This window comes from Streptomyces sp. NPDC016851, from assembly GCF_055562795.1.
In genome coordinates, this window is the sequence record NZ_JBVHEP010000011.1 from 106,590 (window position 1) to 126,581 (window position 19,992).

General features: G+C 71.7%; 14 protein-coding genes. 9 read left to right on the top strand and 5 right to left on the bottom strand.

Translation table 11 applies throughout. The annotated features are described in order from the left end of the window. Position 1 precedes the first annotated feature (1 nt). On the bottom strand, positions 2-1,333 hold the full coding sequence (locus ACZ3I3_RS19430; protein ID WP_467366623.1) for an ABC transporter substrate-binding protein: 1,332 nt from the start codon (positions 1,331-1,333) through the stop codon (positions 2-4). Between the two features lie 86 nt (positions 1,334-1,419). Continuing rightward, entirely contained in the window at positions 1,420-2,457 is a 1,038-nt protein-coding gene (locus ACZ3I3_RS19435; RefSeq protein WP_467366625.1) for a LacI family DNA-binding transcriptional regulator, read from the bottom strand. Positions 2,458-2,590: 133 nt separating this feature from the next. Between ACZ3I3_RS19435 and ACZ3I3_RS19440 the strand changes: the two genes are divergently transcribed. Continuing rightward, a complete protein-coding gene (locus tag ACZ3I3_RS19440) occupies positions 2,591-4,696 on the top strand; it encodes an alpha-galactosidase (protein WP_467366927.1) in 2,106 nt (701 codons plus the stop codon). A 134-nt stretch (positions 4,697-4,830) separates the two neighbouring features. Here the strand turns inward: ACZ3I3_RS19440 and ACZ3I3_RS19445 are convergent, their stop codons facing one another. The 3 genes from ACZ3I3_RS19445 to ACZ3I3_RS19455 all read right to left on the bottom strand — a co-directional run bounded on the left by ACZ3I3_RS19445 (position 4,831) and on the right by ACZ3I3_RS19455 (position 9,035). Continuing rightward, the gene (locus ACZ3I3_RS19445; protein ID WP_467366929.1) at positions 4,831-5,958 is read right to left on the bottom strand and encodes an acyltransferase family protein; all 1,128 of its coding nucleotides are present in this window, start codon (positions 5,956-5,958) and stop codon (positions 4,831-4,833) included. 195 nt (positions 5,959-6,153) lie between these two features. Then, complete coding sequence (locus ACZ3I3_RS19450) at positions 6,154-7,788, bottom strand: cellulase family glycosylhydrolase (protein WP_467366627.1); 1,635 nt, start codon at positions 7,786-7,788, stop codon at positions 6,154-6,156. A gap of 137 nt (positions 7,789-7,925) precedes the next feature. After that, entirely contained in the window at positions 7,926-9,035 is a 1,110-nt protein-coding gene (locus tag ACZ3I3_RS19455) for a GDSL-type esterase/lipase family protein (protein ID WP_467366629.1), read from the bottom strand. A gap of 139 nt (positions 9,036-9,174) precedes the next feature. Here ACZ3I3_RS19455 and ACZ3I3_RS19460 point away from each other — a divergent pair, with 139 nt between their 5' ends. The 8 genes from ACZ3I3_RS19460 to ACZ3I3_RS19495 all read left to right on the top strand — a co-directional run bounded on the left by ACZ3I3_RS19460 (position 9,175) and on the right by ACZ3I3_RS19495 (position 19,988). Continuing rightward, the gene (locus ACZ3I3_RS19460) at positions 9,175-9,723 is read left to right on the top strand and encodes a GNAT family N-acetyltransferase (RefSeq protein ID WP_467366631.1); all 549 of its coding nucleotides are present in this window, start codon (positions 9,175-9,177) and stop codon (positions 9,721-9,723) included. A gap of 198 nt (positions 9,724-9,921) precedes the next feature. Then, the gene (gene efeU / locus ACZ3I3_RS19465; RefSeq protein ID WP_467366633.1) at positions 9,922-11,964 is read left to right on the top strand and encodes an iron uptake transporter permease EfeU; all 2,043 of its coding nucleotides are present in this window, start codon (positions 9,922-9,924) and stop codon (positions 11,962-11,964) included. Between the two features lie 47 nt (positions 11,965-12,011). Beyond that, positions 12,012-13,289: an iron uptake transporter deferrochelatase/peroxidase subunit gene (gene efeB, locus ACZ3I3_RS19470; RefSeq protein ID WP_467366635.1), complete on the top strand. Its 1,278-nt coding sequence runs from the start codon at positions 12,012-12,014 to the stop codon at positions 13,287-13,289. Between the two features lie 221 nt (positions 13,290-13,510). Continuing rightward, a complete protein-coding gene (locus ACZ3I3_RS19475) occupies positions 13,511-14,365 on the top strand; it encodes an ABC transporter permease (RefSeq protein ID WP_467366931.1) in 855 nt (284 codons plus the stop codon). Then, positions 14,362-15,249, top strand: a complete 888-nt coding sequence (locus ACZ3I3_RS19480; RefSeq protein WP_467366637.1) for a carbohydrate ABC transporter permease — start codon at positions 14,362-14,364, stop codon at positions 15,247-15,249. The genes ACZ3I3_RS19475 and ACZ3I3_RS19480 overlap by 4 nt, the downstream gene beginning before the upstream one ends. A gap of 27 nt (positions 15,250-15,276) precedes the next feature. Further along, positions 15,277-16,929 carry an extracellular solute-binding protein gene (locus ACZ3I3_RS19485; RefSeq protein ID WP_467366639.1) on the top strand — a complete coding sequence of 551 codons (1,653 nt, stop codon included), beginning with the start codon at positions 15,277-15,279 and terminating at the stop codon, positions 16,927-16,929. A gap of 31 nt (positions 16,930-16,960) precedes the next feature. Continuing rightward, positions 16,961-18,028, top strand: a complete 1,068-nt coding sequence (locus ACZ3I3_RS19490) for a LacI family DNA-binding transcriptional regulator (protein WP_467366641.1) — start codon at positions 16,961-16,963, stop codon at positions 18,026-18,028. Between the two features lie 22 nt (positions 18,029-18,050). Continuing rightward, on the top strand, positions 18,051-19,988 hold the full coding sequence (locus ACZ3I3_RS19495; RefSeq protein WP_467366643.1) for a DUF2264 domain-containing protein: 1,938 nt from the start codon (positions 18,051-18,053) through the stop codon (positions 19,986-19,988). The last annotated feature ends 4 nt before the right edge of the window (positions 19,989-19,992 follow it).

The window sequence follows — 19,992 nt, forward strand, 5'->3', positions numbered from 1 at the left end:
GTCAGAACCCGGGGGCGCCCTGGGCCTTGGCCACCTGCGCGAACTGGTCCTGGATCGCCTGCGCGACCTGCTGCGGGCTCTTCTTGCCGAAGATCATGTCGGCCAGGTAGAGATGGGTGTCGGGGGCGACGATCGCCTTGGCCTGGAAGACGCCGATGGCCTTCGGCAGGGCCGCGACCTGTGCCTTGGACGCCTCGGGCAGGCCGCCGGGGGTGGGCACGGACGGCTGCACGGACGGGATCTTCATCGTCTTGATGTAGTCCGGGTAGTCCGGGCCGAGCCAGAAGGCGAGGAACTGACGGGCCGCGTTCTGCCGCTTGTCGTCACCGGTCTTGAAGGCGACGACACCGTTGGTCTGGTCGGGGGAGTACAGGCCGGTGGCCGAGGAGTTGGCGACCGGGAACCAGCCGATCTTCTTGTCGAGCTCGGCGGTGGAGTACTTGGCCTGCAACTGGCTCTGGAAGGACGTGACGTTGAGGACCATGCCGGCGTCGCCCTTCCACAGCGCGTCGGCCTGCCCGGTGAAGGTGCCCGTCCGGTAGTTCTTCTGGGCGAGCCCGGCGTCGAGCAGCTTCTCCTTGTACTTCTTGATCGCGCCGACGACGACCGGGTCGGTCCACTTCTTCTTGCCGGCGTTCAAGTCGGCCCACCACTGCCGGTCGAGGTCGGTGAGCTGGACCTGCATCTGCCACTGGAGCGGCCACTTGTCGCCGCCGGCCTCGTAGAAGGCGGCCGCGTCGGTCTTGTCCACGACCTTGCGGCCGAGGGCGAGCAACTCGTCGTAGGACTTCGGGAAGTCCTTCTCGCTCAGTCCGGCCTGCTTGAAGACGTCCTTGTTGTAGTAGACGCCGAGCATGGCGGGGCTGGTGACGATCGCCGCGTACCGCTTGCCGTCGATGACACCGAGGGACCTCTCGGTGTCGCCGAGCTTGGCCTCCCAGGGCTCCCCGTCGAGGGTCAGCAGGTTCTGCTTCGGCTGGATGAACGGCAGCGTGGAGATGGACGGCTGCCAGAACATCAGGTCGGGGCGGTCGCCCGAGGCCAGCTTCGTCGGCACGTTCTGCTCGTAGAGGTCCGGGATCGCCTGGGTGTCGACCTCGGCGCCGGTGGCCTTCTCGAAGGCGTCGATGACCTGCTTGGGCGCGTTCACCGTGTTCTGCGCGGTCCACATGGTCAGTTTCACGCCGTCCAGCCGGGCGGTCGGATTCACCGCCGCCTGCTTGGCGTCCGAACCGTCCGAGCCGGAGTCCCCGGCGGTCGGGTCGCTGCACGCCGTGGCGGCCAGGCCGACGGCGCATATCAGCGCCAGGGCGGGGAGAGCTCTTGTCTTCATCTCGTGCCTTTCGGAGCAGGCGGTTCGATTCACAAAGCGGGACTCACAACTGCTGGGCTCGTGCGGGCTGTTCAGGCATCGGTGGTTCAGGCATCGGCGGGCGGCGGCCCCGAGCTCTCCCGCACCACCAGTTCCGGTACGGACACGGGATGCGGGGCGACCGGCGCGGACTCCTCCAGCGCGCCGTGCAGCAGGGCGAACGCGGACCGCCCGAGGCCGGTGAAGTCCAGGCGTACGGTCGTCAGGGACGGGGTGAGGAAGGCGGAGTGCGGGGCGTCGTCGAAACCGGCCACGCTGACCTCGCCCGGCACCGAGCGGCCGGACTCGTGCAGGGCGCGCAGCACGCCGAGCGCGAGGTCGTCGTTGCCGCACAGGATCGCGGTGACGGACTGGTCCCTCGCCAGCTTCAGCCCGGCCGCGTGACCGCCCGCCGGCCCCCAACTGCTCTGCACGGGGCGGGGCTGCGGGGCGCCGGCCTCCTTCAGCGCCTGCCGCCAGCCGCTGGTGCGGGCGCTGGTGCGGCGGGTGCTGGACGGGATGGCCACGTAGTGCACGGTCTCGTGGCCGAGGGAGAGCAGATGACGGGTCACCTGGTAGGCCGCCTCGCGGTCGTCGGCCCACACCCACGGGCGGTCGCCGCCGGGCGGGCTCGCCGGGGTCTCGACCACGCCCACCACCGGCAGCCCGGCGGGCACGGCTTCCAGCGCCCGGACACCGGCCGGATCGTATGCGATCACGACGATCCCGCCGCCCGCGTCCGCAGCGCGCTGCACCTCGGCGGCGACTGCCGCGTCCTCGGCCGACTCCAGCACCCCGATCCCGACCGCGTACGACGCCGCGCGGGCGGCCTCCTCGATGCCCTGGAGGATCGAGGCGTAGCCGTAGTGGGTGGTGTTCGCGGTCAGCACGGTCACGGCCCGGCTGCGTCCGCTGGCCAGGGCGAGGGCGGTCGCGTTGCGGCGGAAGCCCAGCTCGTCGATGGCCGCGAGCACCCGCTCCCGGGTGGACGGCCGGACGCTGGGATGGCCGTTGATCACCCGCGAGACCGTCTGGTACGAGACCCCCGCGGCGGTCGCGACGTCCCTGATGCTCGCCGGGCGCCTTGTGTGACCGGTCACATTCATGCGAGGATTGTGACCGGTCACACTTGGGTCGTCAAGAGACCGTAACGAGGGATTCACGCGGACCTCCGCTCCCCGAGGACGGGACGGGGTCAGGAGGGGGAGCACCTTGACCGGCACGGCGGATGCGGCGCACATGGCCTCCAACCAGCGGCAGGACGAGTTCACTTGGGGGCATCAAGCCCTCCGGGCCGGGTTCGCGGTCGCCGCCGACGGGACCCTGCGGCTGGTCCGGCTGGCCCACCCCGACGACGACCTCGCCGCCGCCCCGCACTCCGCGCTCCCGCTGGTGGAGCTCACCGCCCTCGGCCACGGCAGCGGCTGGTCCGGCCCCCGCTTCACCGGCACGGCCTTCGGCGCCCGGCTCGCCTACCGGACCCACCGCACGGACAGACGCGACGGCTGGGAGCGGCTGACCGTCGAACTCCACGACCCGGACACCGGATTGACGGCGTCCGTCGAGCTCACGTCACCCACCGGGCTGCCCGTCCTGCGCTCCCGGGTCCGCCTCCGCAACGAGGGCCGGGCGCCTCTGGTCGTCCAGTCCGTCAGCAGCCTCCTGCTCGGCGGCCTGCCCGCCCCGGACGCCCTCGACGTCCACCGGGCCCGCAACGACTGGCTCGCCGAGTGCCGTTGGTACGCCGAGCCGCTGCGCGCCGCCGTCGCCGACATCCACGTCGACGTCCACGAGCACGACAGCCGGGCCGCCCTCGCCCTCGCCGGGCGCGGCAGCTGGCCCACCGACGGCCATCTGGCCATGGGCGCGCTGACGGAGCGCGGCGGCGACCGGGCCTGGGCGTGGCAGGTCGAGTCCCCGGCCGGCTGGCGCTGGGACCTGGGCGAACACGCACACGGCACCTACCTGGCGCTGAACGGCCCCACCGACGCGGAACACCAGTGGCGGGTCCGGCTCGCCCCGGGCGAGGAGTTCACCACCGTCCCCGGAGCCCTGGCACTCGGCTCCGACCTCGACACGGCGATCGGCGCCCTGACCTCCTACCGCCGGGCGATCCGCCGCCCGCACCCGGACCACACCGCCCTCCCCGTCGTCTTCAACGACTACATGAACACCCTGATGGGCGACCCCACCACGGCCAAGCTCCTGCCGCTGATCGACGCCGCCGCCGGCGCCGGCGCCGAGTACTTCTGCATCGACTCGGGCTGGTACGACGACGACACCCGGGGCTGGTGGGACAGTGTCGGCGCCTGGCAGCCCTCGCCGCGCCGCTTCCCCGACGGCGGCATCCGGGCCGTCCTGGACCGGATCCGGGAGCGCGGGATGGTGCCCGGGCTGTGGCTGGAGCCGGAGGTCGTCGGGGTGCGCAGCTCCGTCGCGGCCGAACTGCCCGACGAGGCGTTCTTCCAGCGCGACGGCGTGCGCCTGGCCGAGCAGGGCCGCCACCAGCTCGACCTGCGGCACCCGGCCGCCCGCGCCCACCTCGACAAGACCGTGGACCGGATCGTCGGCGACTGGGGCGTGGGCTACCTCAAGCTGGACTACAACATCGTGGTCGACCCCGGCACCCAGGCACCCGGTGACCTCGCACCGGGAGCCGGGCTGCTGGGCCACGCCCACGCCTACCTCGACTGGCTGTCCGGCGTACTGGACCGCCACCCCTCACTCGTCGTGGAGAACTGCGCCTCGGGCGGCATGCGCATGGACGGCGCCACCCTGGCCGTCTCCCAGCTCCAGTCCACCAGCGACCAGCAGGACCCCCTGCGCTACCCGCCCATCGCCGCCGCCGCGCCGACCGCCGTGCCGCCCGAACAGGGCGCCGTCTGGGCCTACCCGCAGCCCGGCTTCGACGACGACCTGATCACCACGACCCTCGGCGGGGCACTGCTCGGCCGTATCCACCTCTCGGGCCATCTCGACCGCATGTCGGACCACCAGCTGGACCTCGTACGGGATGCCGTCGCGGTCTACAAGTCGATCCGCGGTGACCTCGCGCGGGCCCTGCCGTTCTGGCCGCTCGGCCTGCCCGGCTGGACGGACGAGTGGCTCGCCCTGGGGCTGAACGTCCCCGGAGACCGCACGGCGTACCTGTCGGTGTGGCGGCGCGGCGGACCGGCCGAACTGCGCGTCCCCGTCCGGCACCTGGCGGGCCGGACCGTCCGTGTGGACGTCCTGCACCCCTCCTCCGCGGAGGCGGGCCGGGCTGTCTGGGACGGGGACGGGCTGATGGTGTCCGTGCCGCGCACGCCGGGCGCGCTGCTGATCCGGCTCACGCAGGACGGCTAGACCCGGGACAGGCAAACCCAGGAGTGGCAGACCAGGCGGGGCAGACCCAGGCGGGGCAGACCCAGGACGGGTAGACCCAGGACGGGCATACCCAGGACGGGTAGACCCAGGACGGGCAGGCGGGGCGACTGGCGTCAGCCGTGTACGGCGCTTCCCTCGCGGACGGCGTTCCGTTCCCGCGCCTGCTGCTGCGCGTCCCGGCGGAACGCCCATGTCATCTCGGGCTCCATCACCCAGCGGAACAGCCGCCGCACCGGTGGGGTGCACAGCGCGGTCACGAGCCCCGCGGCGAAGACCGTCACCACGACCATGCCCACGGGCCGGTGCACCCACGCCGGCTCGTACCAGCCCCAGAACTTGGAGCCCTGGGCGACGAAGCCGTGCAGCAGGTAGCCGTACAGCGTCCCCGCCCCCAGCACCGTGAACCACGCCCGGCGCCCGGGGACCCACGCGAGGAAGCAGGCCACCAGGACCAGCGAGCAGCCGAAGGTCACCAGCGTCATCACGGGCCCGTACCAGGCGGGCGCGGCGAGTTCCTCGGCGCTGTCGCGGTGGTAGAACCAGGCGCCGCTCATCCGCGGGACCGCCCAGTAGGCCACGACGACCGCGGCGGCGAAGACCGGCACGGCCAGCACCCGCGCCGAGCGGCGCCGCACGAGCTGGAAGTGCTCCGGCTTGAGCAGCAGACCGAGGACGAAGTACGGCAGGAACTGAAGGGTGCGTTGCAGGTCGAGGTCGTTGCCGACGGACGACGAGAGCGTCGCCAGCATCGCGATGACGAGGGCGACCGGCAGCGGCCACCGCACGCGCCGCCACACCGGCGTGGTCAGCCGCCAGATGAACAGAGCCGCCAGGAACCACGTCAGATACAGCGGATCCAGCAGGCTCACGGGCCGGTCCGGCTCCTGGTCCGTCCAGCGCGTGAACAGCGTGTACGCCGTCTCGAAGACGACGTACGGAACCGCGAGCCCGGTGACCAGACGCCTGACCCGCCCCGGACTCGCGTCGAAGGAGCGCGAGAAGTAGCCGGAGATGACGATGAACGCCGGCATGTGGAAGGCGTAGACGACCATGTAGAGCGCGCTGACGGTCCGGCTGCCGTCCCGCAACGGCTCCCAGGCGTGCCCGATCGCCACCAGCACGATCGCCAGGTACTTGGCGTTGTCGAAGAACGCGTCCCGCTGCCCGGCCTGCTTCGGCGGGGCGGCGGCGCGTGAGGTACGTGCCCCGGTCTCGCCACTCCTGCTCGTCACGGCCCGCATGCGCAGGGTGTCCTCGCTCATCGCGCCTCCCGCGCACGGTGCGGGGGACACGGACGGGCGGGTACTCGTCTGGCCGGAGTGACGGCGGTGGGGTGCCGGTGGGACATCCCCGCCGCCTCACCACTCCGGCCTGACGTAAACCGCTTTCTGGTGTGGATGTTGCGCGGATCACACCAGGTGGGTGATGCCGCCCGGTCAGCTCACCGAGCAGGCCGCGCCGTTCAGCGTGAACGCCGTCGGGCTGGGGTTCGCCGTCGCCCGGGAGGCCGTGAAGCCGAGGGTGACCGAACCCGCCGCGGGGATCGTCGCGGTGTACGGGGCGGCCGCGACGCTGACCTCGGAGCCGCTCTGCGTCGCCGTGCCGCCCCACAGGTTGCTGATGCGCTGGCTGTCCGGGAAGGTCCAGCGCAGCGTCCAGCCGTTGATCGCCGACGTGCCGGTGTTGCGCAGGGTGATCTCGCCCTGGAAGCCGCCGGGCCAGCTGCCCGTCACCCGGTAGCCGACGCCGCAGGACGCCGATGAGCCGCCGGAGGACGTCGTGAACGTCACCGTGGCCGAGCGGGGCGAACGGTTGCCGGCGGCGTCACGGGCGTAGACGGCGAAGGTGTAGGAGGTGTCGGGGGACAGACCGGTGAGGGTGGCGGTCGTGGCGGCCGTGCTGGTGGCGACCGTCTCCCCGCCCCCGCTGACCCGGACGACGTCGTAACCCGTGACGCCGGTCGCATCGGTGGCGGCGCCCCACTTCAGGGTGGCGGACGAGGAGGTCACCCCCGAGGCGGTCGGGGCGCCGGGAGCCGTCGGGGGAGTGGTGTCACCGCCGCCCGAGGAGTAGATCGCGGCCTCCTTGGCGGTGGCGGCGATGCCGTTCGCGCCGTTGAAGAGCCGCCGGCCCCAGCTGGTGAGCTGGTCCGGGTCGAAGTTCGTGACCATGTCCAGGTACTCGACGCCGCCGCCGTTGCCGCTCCAGGACCAGCCGAGGTAGCCCAGGCGGAGCTGCTGGGTGACGGCCAGGATGGTGTCCTCGTCGGGGTTGCCGTCCGAGTGGTCGTGTCCGAACTCCCCGACGACGATGGGGAGTTTCGCCGTGACGAAGCGGTTCAGATAGTCGGTGATCTCGGCGGCGGTGTCGAAGACGCCGTACATGTGGATCGAGAAGATCGTGTTGGCGTCCGGGTCGGCGGCGAAGACCGAGGCGGCGTTGTCCCGCATGGTGAACGCCCAGTCCTGGCCCCAGTTGGGTGCGTCGACCATGATCGTGTGGTCGAACCCGGCGTTGCGCAGCTTCTGGATGGCCGCCTTGGTGTCGGCCGTCCAGGCCGTGTAGCCGGTGTTGCCGTGCGGCTCGTTGCCGATGTTGACGATGACGTAGTCCTCCTGACCGGTCAGCGCGCTCTGCACGCTGATCCAGTAGTCGGCGGCGCGGGAGAGCGTGACGGCTCCGCTCTGTTCGCCGTACCCGGTGGTGTCGTGCACCTCCAGGACACAGATCAGCCGGTTCTGCTTGCACTGGGAGACCACGTTCGCCACGTCGGCGGCGTCGTTGCGGGTCCAGCGGTCACCGCTGGAGAGGACCACGCGGACGGTGTTGGCGCCCTTGGCCTTGATGTGGGAGAGGGAGCTGATCCGGTCCGGGAACCAGGTGTGGGCGTGGTTGACGCCCCGCATCACGAAGTCGTTCCCGGACGCCTCCAGCAGCCGGCCGTTGTCGATGCGGAAGCCGGTGGGGGCGGCGTGTGCCGGCGTGCCGAGGGAGAGGAAGGAGAGCAGGAGGCCGAGGAGGGCGACGGCCACGGTGGCCACGCGCGGGGTGGGGGCGGTGCGGGGTCTCATGGCGGCTCCAGAGGTGGGGGTGGGAGGAGGTGGGGCTGTTCCGGGTCGCGTCCGATCCTGTGTTGGGGGGAGAGAGCGGTGAGCTGGTCGTCGATGCCGAATTGGTCGTCGGGCCGGTCCTGGGCCCTCGTCGGGCGTCAGGCGCCGGGACTCTTCGCCGTGCACGTGACGGTCGCCGCCGGGGCGCCGGCCGTTGCCGGGGCGGTGGCGACAAAACCGAACGTGGCACTCGCGCCGGGCGCCAGCGCCCCGTTCCACCCCGCGTTCGTGACCGTGGCCGTACCGTCCGCGGCCGTGGTGAGGGTGCCGTTCCAGACCTGACCGATGCGCGCGCCGCCCGCGGGTACGACCGTCGCGGTCCAGCCCGAGGCGGCGGAGGCGGACGTGTTCGTCACCGTCACCTCACCCTGGTAGCCGCCCTGCCACGTGGACACGGCCCGGAAGCGGGCCGTGCAGGCCGCGGGGCCGCCCGGGTCACCCGGACCACCGGGGTCCTGCGGGACGCCCGCGTCGAGGACCGCCGCGAGGGCCGGGAACCAGCGGGCGGCGATCTTGTCGTCACCCGAGGCGTTGGGATGCACCCCGTCGTAGGTGTCCGTGGCGGTGCTGAAGCCCGTCCACTGGTCGACCACGGTGATCGGGGAGCGTTCGGTACTGGTCGCCCGGGCCCAGTCGGGGATCCGCGCGTTGAAGTCGACGACGCGCTGAGCGCAGGCCGCGCAACTGCCCGGGTTCATGGGGATGAGCTGCGCGACGAGGATCCGCATGTCCGGATTCGAGGCCCTCATCTGCGTCACGAGCTTGGTGTAGGCGGCCAGGATGCGGTCCGGGGCGATGCTGCTCCACACGTCGTTCGTGCCGAAGTGCATGACAACGATGTCCGGCCGCGTGGCCGCGAGCCTGCCCGGCAGCAGGTTCTGGTCGGCCGCGTTGGTCACCAGCTCGCCGCCGTGCCCCTCGTTGTCGCCGTCGTGCGCCTGTCCGCAGCCCTGAGGCGGGAGGGTGCCGACGAAGTCGATGTCCTTGTACCCGCTGTTCAGCAGCCGGTTCCACAGCACCGCACGCCAGCAGCCCGGCGAGCCGGTGATCGAATCGCCGAGCGGCATGATGCGGACGGGGCCGGCCGCCGCCGGTGCGGCTGTGGCCGCGGGCGCGAGGGTGAGACTGAGGGGGAGGAGCAGGGCGGCCAGGAGGCCGAGAACAGGGACGATCCGTAAGCGTGGGGACGAGCGGGGGGTTCTGCGCATGGTGATTCCCTTCCCTGGATGAGGTGGGAGCGCTCCCATGCATCAAGCCATTGTTGTCATTGACGCGTCAAGGGGCCGGGTGCGCAACCAGGTCATTTCTTTCGGACCGCTCTCGCGGGCCTGCGATAGGTTCCCCGCCATGACTGGATTAGGACCCGTCGCCTGGCCGCCTGCCCCGCTGAAGACCGAACGGCTCGTGCTCCGCGAGTCCGAGGCCCGGGACCGGGCGGCGTTCATCGAGCTGTTCGCCTCGCCGGAAGTGCGCACCTACCTCGGTGGGCCCCAACCGAGGGACGAGCTCGAACGCGCGGTGCCCGAGCTGCCCGGGCGGCGCCCCGGCCTGTTCGTGATCGACCTCGACGGCGCGATGACCGGCATGGTCACGCTCGACCGGCGTGACCCGGAACGCCCGGGGCGCGTTCGTCCGGAGGGCGGTGAGGCCGAGCTCGGCTACATGTTCCTGCCGGAGGCGTGGGGACGCGGGTACGCCGCGGAGGCGTGTGCAGCGGCACTCGACTGGTTCGCCGAGGCGCTGCCCGGCGAGCCGGTGGTGCTCTGCACCCAGACCGCCAACGACCGCTCGATGCGGCTCGCGGCGAAGCTGGGGTTCACCGAGGTGGAGCGGTTCGAGGAGTTCGGCGCCGAGCAGTGGTTCGGCGTGTGGTCTTCGACCACGTCGTCCGGTTGAGGTCCGGTCGAGCCGAGCCCCCGCACCCTCCGCTGGGCCCTGATGGGGAGCTGGAGGCCGGACTTTTGCCGTGCCATGAGCCATTCATGACCGGATGCCCAGAGAGTCGAGGTCATGATGGGCGGCGTCGGTAAGGCATGCCTTGGCTAACTCGCTTGCGTGGTGGGTCGGGGCGGAGGGCCGGGAGGGCCGCAGCACATGTGGGACGACGCGTTTCCCAGCTTCCTGATCGGGCTGAGGGAAGGACTGGAAGCCGGTCTCATCGTCTCCGTGCTGGTCGCCACCCTCGTGCGGGCGGGCGCCAAGTCCCGTCTGCCGCAGGTGTGGACCGGCGTGCTCGCCGCGGTCGCGCTCTCGATGAGCTTCGGCGCGGTCCTCACGTTCACCGCGGCGTCCCTTTCCACCGCCGCGCAGGAAGCCTTCGGCGGCGCGCTGAGCATCGTCGCCGTCGCCTTCGTGACCGCGATGGTGTTCTGGATGCGCCGCTCGGCCCGCAGCCTGGCGGGCGAGATCAAGGAGAAGGTCACCGGGGCACTGACCATGGGCGCCGGCGTGCTCATCCTCACCTCCTTCCTGGCGGTGGGCCGCGAGGGCCTGGAGACCGCCCTGTTCCTGTGGACCACGGCCCGCGCGGCACACGAGTCGGCCGGGCCGCTGACCGGCGCGGGCATCGGCCTCGTGCTCGCGGCGGTGCTGTGCTGGGGGCTCTACCGCCGAGTGCTCTCCATCAACCTCACCCGCTTCTTCACCGCCACCGGCGCCGTCCTCATCGTGATCGCCGCGGGCGTGCTCGGCTACGGGCTGCGCGACCTGCAGGAGGGTGGGGTCCTGCCCGGCGGGACGGCCTACGCCGTTGACCTCAGCGGCAGCGTCGACGCCGGGTCCTGGTACAGCACCCTGCTGCAGGGCGTCCTCAATCTGACGCCGACGATGACGTGGCTTCAGGTGGCCGGGTACGTCGGGTATCTCGGCGTGGTGATGACGCTGTTCGTGAGGGGCGTGCGGGGAGGTGCTTCCAGTCCGAGCCCGAGCCCGAGTCCGAGCCTCGGTCCGACCCCCACTCCCACCCGTGAGCCCACCCGCCGCCGCCCCGCCTGGCTCGTCCCCGTCGCCGTGGTCGCCGTGCCCGCGGTCCTGGCCGGGCTCGTCGTCGCCCTGGCACGCCCCAAGCCCGCCGGGGGCGAGACGGTCGCCGTCTCCGTCAAGGACTGCGGTCAGGGCTTCACCGCGCCCGAGCCGGGGCGGCAGACCTTCCAGATGCGCAACACCGGGGACCAGACGTCCGAGGTGTACCTCATCGACCCGGCCACCCACGCGGTCTATGGCGAGATCGAGGGCCTGGCCCCCGGCACCACCCGGGACCTCGTCGCCACCGTCGCGGGCGGTACGTACGCCTGGCGCTGTGTGCCCAGCGACGGCAAGGCCGTCACCTCCAAGGCGGTCCGGGTCGGCGGCGCCGCCGGTGCCGGGGCCGTCGTCCCTGTCTCCGAGCAGGATCTCGCGGGACCGCTGCGGGCCTACAAGGCGTACGTGAACCGGGGCCTGGTCACCCTCGTCACCGAGACCCGGAAGCTCGGCGACGACATCCGTGCCGGGCACCTGGACACGGCACGCGCCGACTGGCTGACCGCGCACCGCACCTACGCCTCCCTCGGCGCCGCCTACGGCACCTTCGAGGACTTCGACCAGAAGATCAACGGCCGGCCCGACGGTCTCCCGGGCGGGGTCCACGACAAGGACTTCACCGGCTTCCAGCGGATCGAGTACGGGCTGTGGCACGGGCAGTCGGCCGGTGAGCTCAAGGGGCCGGCCCACCAACTCGCCGATGAAGCCGTCGGGTTGCGGAAGGCCTTCCCGCATCAGGACTTCGACCCCTCCGACCTGCCCCTGCGCGCCCACGAGATCCTGGAGAACACCCTCCAGTTCGAGCTGACCGGCGACACCGACCAGGGCAGCGGCACCGGGCTGGCCACGGCCGACGCCAACCTCTCCGGTACACGCGAACTGCTCACCGTACTCCGGCCGTTGCTCACCACGCGGGCCCCGCATCTGTTGCTCACCGTCGACGCGGACATCGCGCGACTCCAGGCGCTGCTCGACGCCGAGCACCGCGACGGCCGCTGGACTCCCGTCGACCGGCTCGGCCGGACCGGGAAGGCCCGGATCGACGGGGTCACCGGGCAGCTCCTGGAAGATCTGTCGCCCGTGCCGGACCTGCTCGAGATCAGGAAGTCCGCGTGAACACCGGCCCCCACGAGAATGACGAACACGCCGAAGGGAACGTCCCCATGCCGTCCGCAGACGACACGCCTCCGCCGGGCTGCCCAGCCCACGCCGGCCGCCGTTCCTTCGTCAGGACGGCCCTGAGCGCCGGAGCAGCCGGAGCCGTACTGGCCGGGGGCGGGTTCGCGCTCGCCGAGAGCGGTGACGGCACGGCCCGGGCCGCCGAGGGGACGGACGATGCCGCCGTGCCCTTCCACGGCCCCCACCAGGCCGGGATCCTCACCCCCCAGCAGAAGGCCGCCGTCTTCGTCTCCTTCGACGTCATCGCCGGCGACCGCGCGGAACTGACGGACCTCCTGCGGACCCTGACCCGGCGGGCCCGTTTCCTCACCGCCGGTGGCACCCCCGCCGACCTGGGTGTCGGCGCCCCGCCCTCGGACAACGGCATCCTCGGCCCGGTCGTCCCGGCCGACGCGCTCACCGTGACCGTCGGGGTCGGTGCCTCCCTCTTCGACGACCGCTACGGACTCGCCGACGCGAAGCCGCGCCGGCTCACGCCCATGCGCACGTTCCCCAACGACCACCTGAACCCCGCCGAGTGCCACGGCGACCTGTCCCTCCAGATCTGCGCGGCCCGGCAGGACACCGTGCTGCACGCGCTGCGCGACATCGCCAAGCACACCCGGGGCGCGATGCAGATCCGCTGGCGTGTCGACGGCTTCCAGAACGCGCCCCGGCCCAGTGGCACCCAGCGCAACCTGCTGGGCTTCAAGGACGGCATCGTCAACCCGGACGTCGCGTCGGCCCGCGAGATGGACCACCTCGTGTGGGTCGGTGACGGGCAGGGCGAACCGGGCTGGGCGACCGGGGGCAGTTACCAGGTCGTCCGGATCATCCGGATGCTCGTGGAGTTCTGGGACCGGGTCTCGCTGACCGAGCAGGAGCAGATGTTCGGCCGGCGCAAGGACACCGGTGCGCCCCTGGACGGCGCCCAGGAGACCGACAGCCCGAACTACGCCAAGGACCCGCACGGCACCGCCATCCCGCTCGACGCCCACATCCGCCTCGCGAACCCGCGCACCGCTGCGACCGACAACTCCCGCATCCTGCGCCGGGGTTACAACTACGACCGGGGCGTCGACAGCGTCGGCAACCTCGACATGGGCCTGGTCTTCTGCTGCTACCAGCAGGACGTGCGGCGACAGTTCGAGGCCACGCAGACCCGCCTGATCGACGAACCGCTCGTGGACTACATCTCCCCGACCGGCGGCGGCTACTTCTTCGCCCTGCCGGGTGTGCGCTCGTCTGCCGACTGGTTCGGCCGGGGACTGCTCTCGGCTTGAAGGCCGGCCGGCCGGGTCAACTCACGTCCGTGTCAGAAGTGTTGACCGCAGAGTGAAAACGTTTTAACTTCCCTTCACCGGACACGCCGAGGTGAGGGGGAGCCGTGGCAACTGCCTTACGGGAACCAGCAGGTACGAAGGGGGCGAGTCCGGACCGACGCGACCCCCATGGGGTGCAGCGCAAGCGTAAAGGTTTTCAGAGCAAGGCGTTGTTCCTGCTCATGCTGCCCGGCGTCGCCTACTTCCTGCTGTTCCACTACGGAGCACTCGCCGGCAACGTCATCGCGTTCAAGGAGTACGTTCCGTTCGACGGCCTGTGGGGCAGCCCCTGGGTGGGACTGGGCAACTTCCAGCGCATGTTCGAGGACGCGGCGTTCTGGGACTCGGTCCTCAACACCCTCTGGATCGCCGTCCTCCAGCTGGTCTTCTACTTCCCGGTGCCGCTCGGTCTCGCCCTGCTGCTGCACACGCTCACCTGGAGCTCGGTGCGCCGGTTCGTGCAGTCGGTGGCGTATCTGCCGCACTTCATCTCGTGGGTGATCGTCGTCGCGCTGTTCCAGCAGGTGCTGGGGGACACGGGCCTGCTCAACAGCGGCCTGAGCGGGGCCGGTCTGCACACCGTCGACATCATCGGCAACCCGGACGCGTTCGAGCCGCTCGTCGTCGCCCAGGTCATCTGGAAGGACGCCGGCTGGGGCACGATCATCTTCCTCGCCGCGCTCGCCCAGGTCGACGAGCAGCAGTACGAGGCCGCCGCCATCGACGGCGCCGGGCCCTGGCGGCGCTTCTGGCACGTCACCCTGCCCGCCATCCGCCCGGTGGTCGTGCTGCTGCTCATCATGCGGCTCGGCGACATCCTCTCCGTCGGCTTCGAGCAGATGCTGCTGCAACGCGACGCGGTCGGACCGGAGACCGCCGAGGTCATCGACACCTTCGTCTACTACCAGGGCATCGTCGGCGGCGACTACGGATTCGCGGCCGCGGCGGGCCTGTTCAAGGGTGTCGTCGGCGCCCTCCTCGTCTACGCGGCCAACAAGGTCGCCCACCGCCTCGGCGAACAGGGGGTCTACAAGTGAGCGCGTCCGCCCGGCCCGGCTGGATGGAGAAGCCCCGGCCGCTCACCCAGGCCGCGAAGGTCCTCGCCCTCGCCGTGGTCGTGCTGCTGGTGTGCGTGCCGTTCCTGGTGATCGTGTCGACCTCGCTGGCGTCCACCCGGGAGGTCGTCGACAACGGCGGCTGGGTGCTGTGGCCCACCGAACCCTCGCTCGACGCCTACCGTGACATCTTCGACGGCGGCATCGTCACCCACGCCCTCGGTGTCAGCGCCGGTGTCACGATCGTCGGCACCCTGCTCAGTCTCGCCTGCACGGTGACCCTGGCCTACGCGTTGTCCCGCCCGGGCGTCTTCGGCGGCAAACCCGTCCTGCTGCTGGTGCTGTTCACGTTCCTCTTCCCGCCCGGCATGATCCCGAGCTTCCTGCTCGTCAAGGAACTCGGCCTGCTCGACTCGTACGCCTCGCTCGTCCTGCCGGTCCTGGTGAACGTGTTCAACCTGGTCGTCCTGCGCGGCTTCTTCCAGTCGATCCCCGAGGAGCTCTACGAGGCGGCCCGGCTGGACGGGGCGGGGGACTGGCGGGTGCTGGTGTCGGTGGTGCTGCCGCTGTCCAAGGCCGCGCTCGCCGTCGTCGGCCTGTTCTACGCCGTCGCCTACTGGAACTCCTGGTTCTACGCCTCGCTGTACCTGGAGAGCGATCACTGGCCGCTCCAGCAGGTGCTGCGCACCTATGTGGTGTCCGGTGCCGGACTCACCGACGCGACCACCGGCGAGGCCACCGTCACCGCTCCGCAGACCGTGCAGATGGCGGTGCTCGTGATCGCCACCGTTCCGATCCTGCTCGTCTATCCCTTCCTGCAGAAGTACTTCACCAAGGGCGTGCTCACCGGCGCCATCAAGAGCTGAACCGAGCCGACACGAGGTGATTCACCCATGCCCCGCATGTCCCGACGCACCCTCCTGCGCTCCATGGCAGTGGGCGGTGCCGCCGTCTCCGTCCCCGGTCTGCTGACCGCCTGCTCCTCCTCGGACTCCGGGGACGGCGACGTCTCCAACGCGGGCAAGAAGCTCGCCCCCTGGCCCGCCTACCGGCCCGCTTCCGGGCCCAAGCCCGACCTGGCCCCCACCGGCGCCGGTGTCCAGGCCGGCTACACCACCTACCCGTCCGACCTGGTCAAGTCCGTCCCCCGCACCCCGGGCGACGGCTCCACCGTCCGCGTCATGACCGTCTCCTTCGGCACCCCGCCCAAGCCCGCCTCGCAGAACCGCTTCTGGGCGGCCGTCGAGAAGGCCCTCGGCGTGAAGATCGAGTACACGATCATCTCCCAGGCCGACTACCAGAAGAAGATGGCGACGGTCATGGCCGGCGACGCCGACGCCCTGCCCGACATCATCAACATGTTCGCCGGCTTCACCCTGCCCCGTGAGGCGCAGTTCGTGCAGCGCCGCGCCCAGGACCTCACGCCGTACTTGTCGGGCGACGCGATCGCCGACTACCCCAACCTGGCCAACATCCCCACCCACGCCTGGCGCGACATGGGCCGCATCGGCGGCCGCATCTACGGCATCCCGCTGGAGCGCCCGCTGCCCGGCTCCACCCTCTGGATCAACCAGGACATGTTCGCCGACGCGGGCATGAAGGAGGGCTGGACGGCTGAGGACTTCACCGCCGTGGCCCGGCGGGGCACCCGCGGCCGGACGTACATGCTCGGCGCCGCCAACGGCTCCCTGTTCGGCAACGCCTACCACTCCGCCGCCCACAACGCCCCCCAGCGCTGGGCCGTCACCAAGGACGGCACCTTCCTGCCGGCCGCCGCCGACGAGCGCTACAAGGCGTCGATCGCCTTCCAGGCCCAGCTGCGCAAGAACGGCTCCTACCACCCTGACGCCACGTCCATCTCCCAGATCGACCTGACGACCCTCTACTACAACGGCACCGTCGGCTCCATGCAGGACGGGTTCGGCGCCTACCTGCCCAAGTACCGTGAGTCCAAGGGCAAGATGAGCCCCGCCGCGGCCCTGCCGTACAGCGTCGGCGGCGAGCCCGGCGGCATCGTCGCCGCCCGTCGTTCCTTCGGCTACACCGTCCTCAAGCAGGCCAAGAAGGAGCGCATCGAGCTGCTGCTGCGCATCCTCGACTACCTCGCCGCGCCCTTCGGCAGTCAGGAGTGGGAACTCGTCCACTACGGCGTCGAGGGCGTCCACTTCACCCGCGGCAAGGACGGCTCGCCCGAACCCACCAAGCTCGGCGAGGTCGAGAACAACACCAACCTGCCGCTGAAGTACCTCGCCGAAGGCCCCCAGGTGCTGTTCGTGCCCGGCATGCCCGACGCCGTGCGCGCCCTGCACTCCTGGCAGCGGAAGGTCGTACCGCACGCCATCCGCGACGCCTCCTTCGGGCTCCAGTCCGCGACGAACAACTCCCAGGGCGCCACCCTCAAGACCTTCCTGGACGACACGATCACCGGGATCATCGCCGGGCGCCTGCCCATGTCCGAGTGGGACGCGGCCGTGAAGAAGTGGCGGAGCCGGGGCGGCGACAGAATGGCCGAGGAATACGCCAAGGACTACGCGGCCAACACCTGAGCAGCGGTGGGCCGAAGAGGAGACGCGGGGGATGGGGAACGACATGGTGTCCAAGGGACGGGTCACGATCCGCGAGGTCGCCGAGCGGGCGGGCGTGTCGACGGCCACCGCCTCCCGCGCGCTCAGCGGCAACCACCCGGTGCCCCCGGCGACCCGGGCCCGGGTCCTGCGCGCGGCCCGCGACCTCGACTACGTGGCCAACGCGCACGCCCGCGCCCTGGTCGGCGGCGGCCGCAAGATGGCCGCCGTCGTGGTCCGCCAGGTCACCAGCCCCTTCTACGCCCAGGTCGCCGAGGGCGTGGAGGCGGAGGCCGCCGACCGCGGCTGGCTCTGCGTGGTCGGCGCCACCGGCGGGAACGCGCAGCGCGAGATGGAGTTCGTGCAGCTCATGCGGGAGGAGGGCGCCCGGCTGGTGATCCTGGTCGGCGGGGTCGTCGAGGACGACGCCTACCGCGAGCGCGTCGCCCACTACGCCCACGCCCTCGACTCCTCCGGAGCCCGGCTGGTGCTCTGCGGCCGTCCCGCGCCCGACCCGGACATCCCGGCGCTCGTCGTCGAGTTCGACAACGAGGCCGGGGCCCGCGCCGTCACCGCCCACCTGCTGTCGGCCGGCCACCGCAGGATCGTCTTCCTCGGCGGGCTGCCCGGCAACACCGCCCTCGACGCCCGCGTCGCCGGTTACCGGGCCGCCCTGGCCGCGCACGGGCTGCCGCCCGAAGCCGCACACGTCGTCGACTGCGGCCTGGGCCGGGCCGCCGGCCACCGCGCGATGACCGAACTCCTCAAATCCACAAGGGAGTTCACCGCCGTCTTCGCCGGGGACGACATGGTGGCCGCCGGCGCCCTGCGTGCCATCGCCGACGCCGGACTGCGCGTCCCCGGCGACATCTCCGTCGTCGGCTACAACGACATCCCGCTCGCGGAGGACTTCAACCCGCCCCTCACCACCGTCCGCACCCCCGCGGAGGAACTCGGGCGCGCCGCCGTGCGCATCGCGCTGCGCGACCCCGAGCACGCCGCCGGGGCCCACCATCTGCTCGGCACCCACATCGTCGTACGCGACAGCGTCGGCGCGCCCCCGCCCGGGCGTGCCCTGTGACCAACGGAGGAACCGCACCCGCATGAGCGCGCCGCACGTGTCGCTCCCCGACCCGACGCACCTCCCCAACCTGCCCCACCTGCCACCCCCCGACCCGCTGACCTCGCCCCTCACCGGCTGGACCCGCGCCCACTGGGAGGCGATCGCCGACCGCCTCCTCGACGCCCTGACGCCCTACGCCTCCCCGGGCCTGGCCCAGTACCGGCTGCCCGGCCCGCCCAGCCACTCCGGGCCCTGGTCGGACGGTCTCGAAGGGTTCGCCCGGTCCTTCCTGCTGGCCGCGTTCCGCATCGCCGGTTCGGGCGGGCAGGGCGTGTCCGGCCTGATCGAGCGGTACGCGGCCGGGCTCGCGGCCGGCACCGACCCGCACGGCCCCGACCGCTGGCCGCCCATCACCGACCGCTCCCAGCCCATGGTCGAGGCCGCGTCCCTCGCGATCGCCCTGCACGAGACGCGCCCGTGGATCTGGGACCGGCTCGACGACCGGGTACGGCAGCGGGTCGCCGACTGGCTGGGCGGCTTCGTCGGAGCAGTGGTCAACGACTCCAACTGGCGGCTGTTCCAGGTCATCACCGAGGAGTTCCTCGCCTCCGTCGGTGCCCCGCACAGCCGCATCGAGATCGACGCCGGCCTCGCACGCCTGGAGGACTGGTACCGGGGCGACGGCTGGTACACCGACGGCGACGGCCGCAAGTTCGACTACTACAACGCCTGGGCGCTGCACCTCTATCCGGTCCTGTGGGCCCGTATCGCGGGGCCGCGCGCCGACCCCCGGCTGGTGGCCGAACACCAAAGACGCCTGCGGTCGTTCCTCCACGACCACCAGCACTTCTTCGGCGCCGACGGCGCACCCGTCCACCAAGGCCGTTCGCTCACCTACCGGTTCGCGACGGCGGCCCCCCTGTGGGCGGGTGTCCTCGCCGACGCCACCCCGCTGCCGCCCGGCCGCACCCGCCGCCTCGCCTCCGGCGCGCTGAAGCACTTCGCCGAGCGCGGCGTGCCCGACGCCCGGGGGCTGCTCACGCTCGGCTGGTACGGGACCTTCCTCCCCGTCACCCAGCGGTACTCGGGCCCGGCCTCCCCGTACTGGGCGAGCAAAGCCTTCCTCGGCCTGCTCCTGCCCGCCGACCACCCCGTGTGGACGGCGCCCGAGGAACCCGGCCCGGTGGAGACGGCCGACGTGCGCCTCGCGTTATCGGCACCGGGCTGGGTGCTGCACTCCACCGCCGCCGACGGGATCGTCCGGCTCGTCAACCACGGCAGCGACCGGCTGCCACCCCCACCCGCAACGGCCGAGGACAGCCCGCACTACGCCCGACTCGCCTATTCCAGTGCGACGGCGCCCGAGACACCGGCCGACCGAGCTCCTGACAACCACATCGCCCTGCTCGCCCCCGACGGCACGCCCAGCCCGCGCGGCCGTATCCACCCGCTCGGCGTCGAGGGCAGGCGGGCCGCCTCCTGGCATCGGGCGGTGCTCCCGGGCAGCGACGAAGGTCACCGCATCGCGACGGTCAGCGTGGTGCACGGCCCCTGGGAGGTGCGTGTGCACCGCGTCGACGCGCCGCCCGGCACACCCGTGCGCGAAGGGGGCTGGGCCGTCGCCGACGACAGCGCGCCGCCGGTCGCGTCGACCGGCCCCGGCTGGGCGCTGGCCCGCCGCGCGGACGGCCTGACCAGCATGCTCGTCGGCCTGTACGGGTGGCAGGGCGCCGGGACGGCGGTGGCACACGCGGGCGGCACCAATGCCTGCGGCCACCACTCGGCGACCCCGTACCTCACCCTGCCCGCCCACCCGGGCGGCACCCACCTCCTGGTGACCCTCGTCGTGCTGAGCGCCGACCCGGAGACGAACGGCGACCCGCACGCGTGGGGTTCAGGACCGCGCGTACGGGTCGCCGCGACCGGCGAGGTGGAGATCCGCTTCCCGGACGGCACCCGGGAACGGGTGCCGCGATGACCGG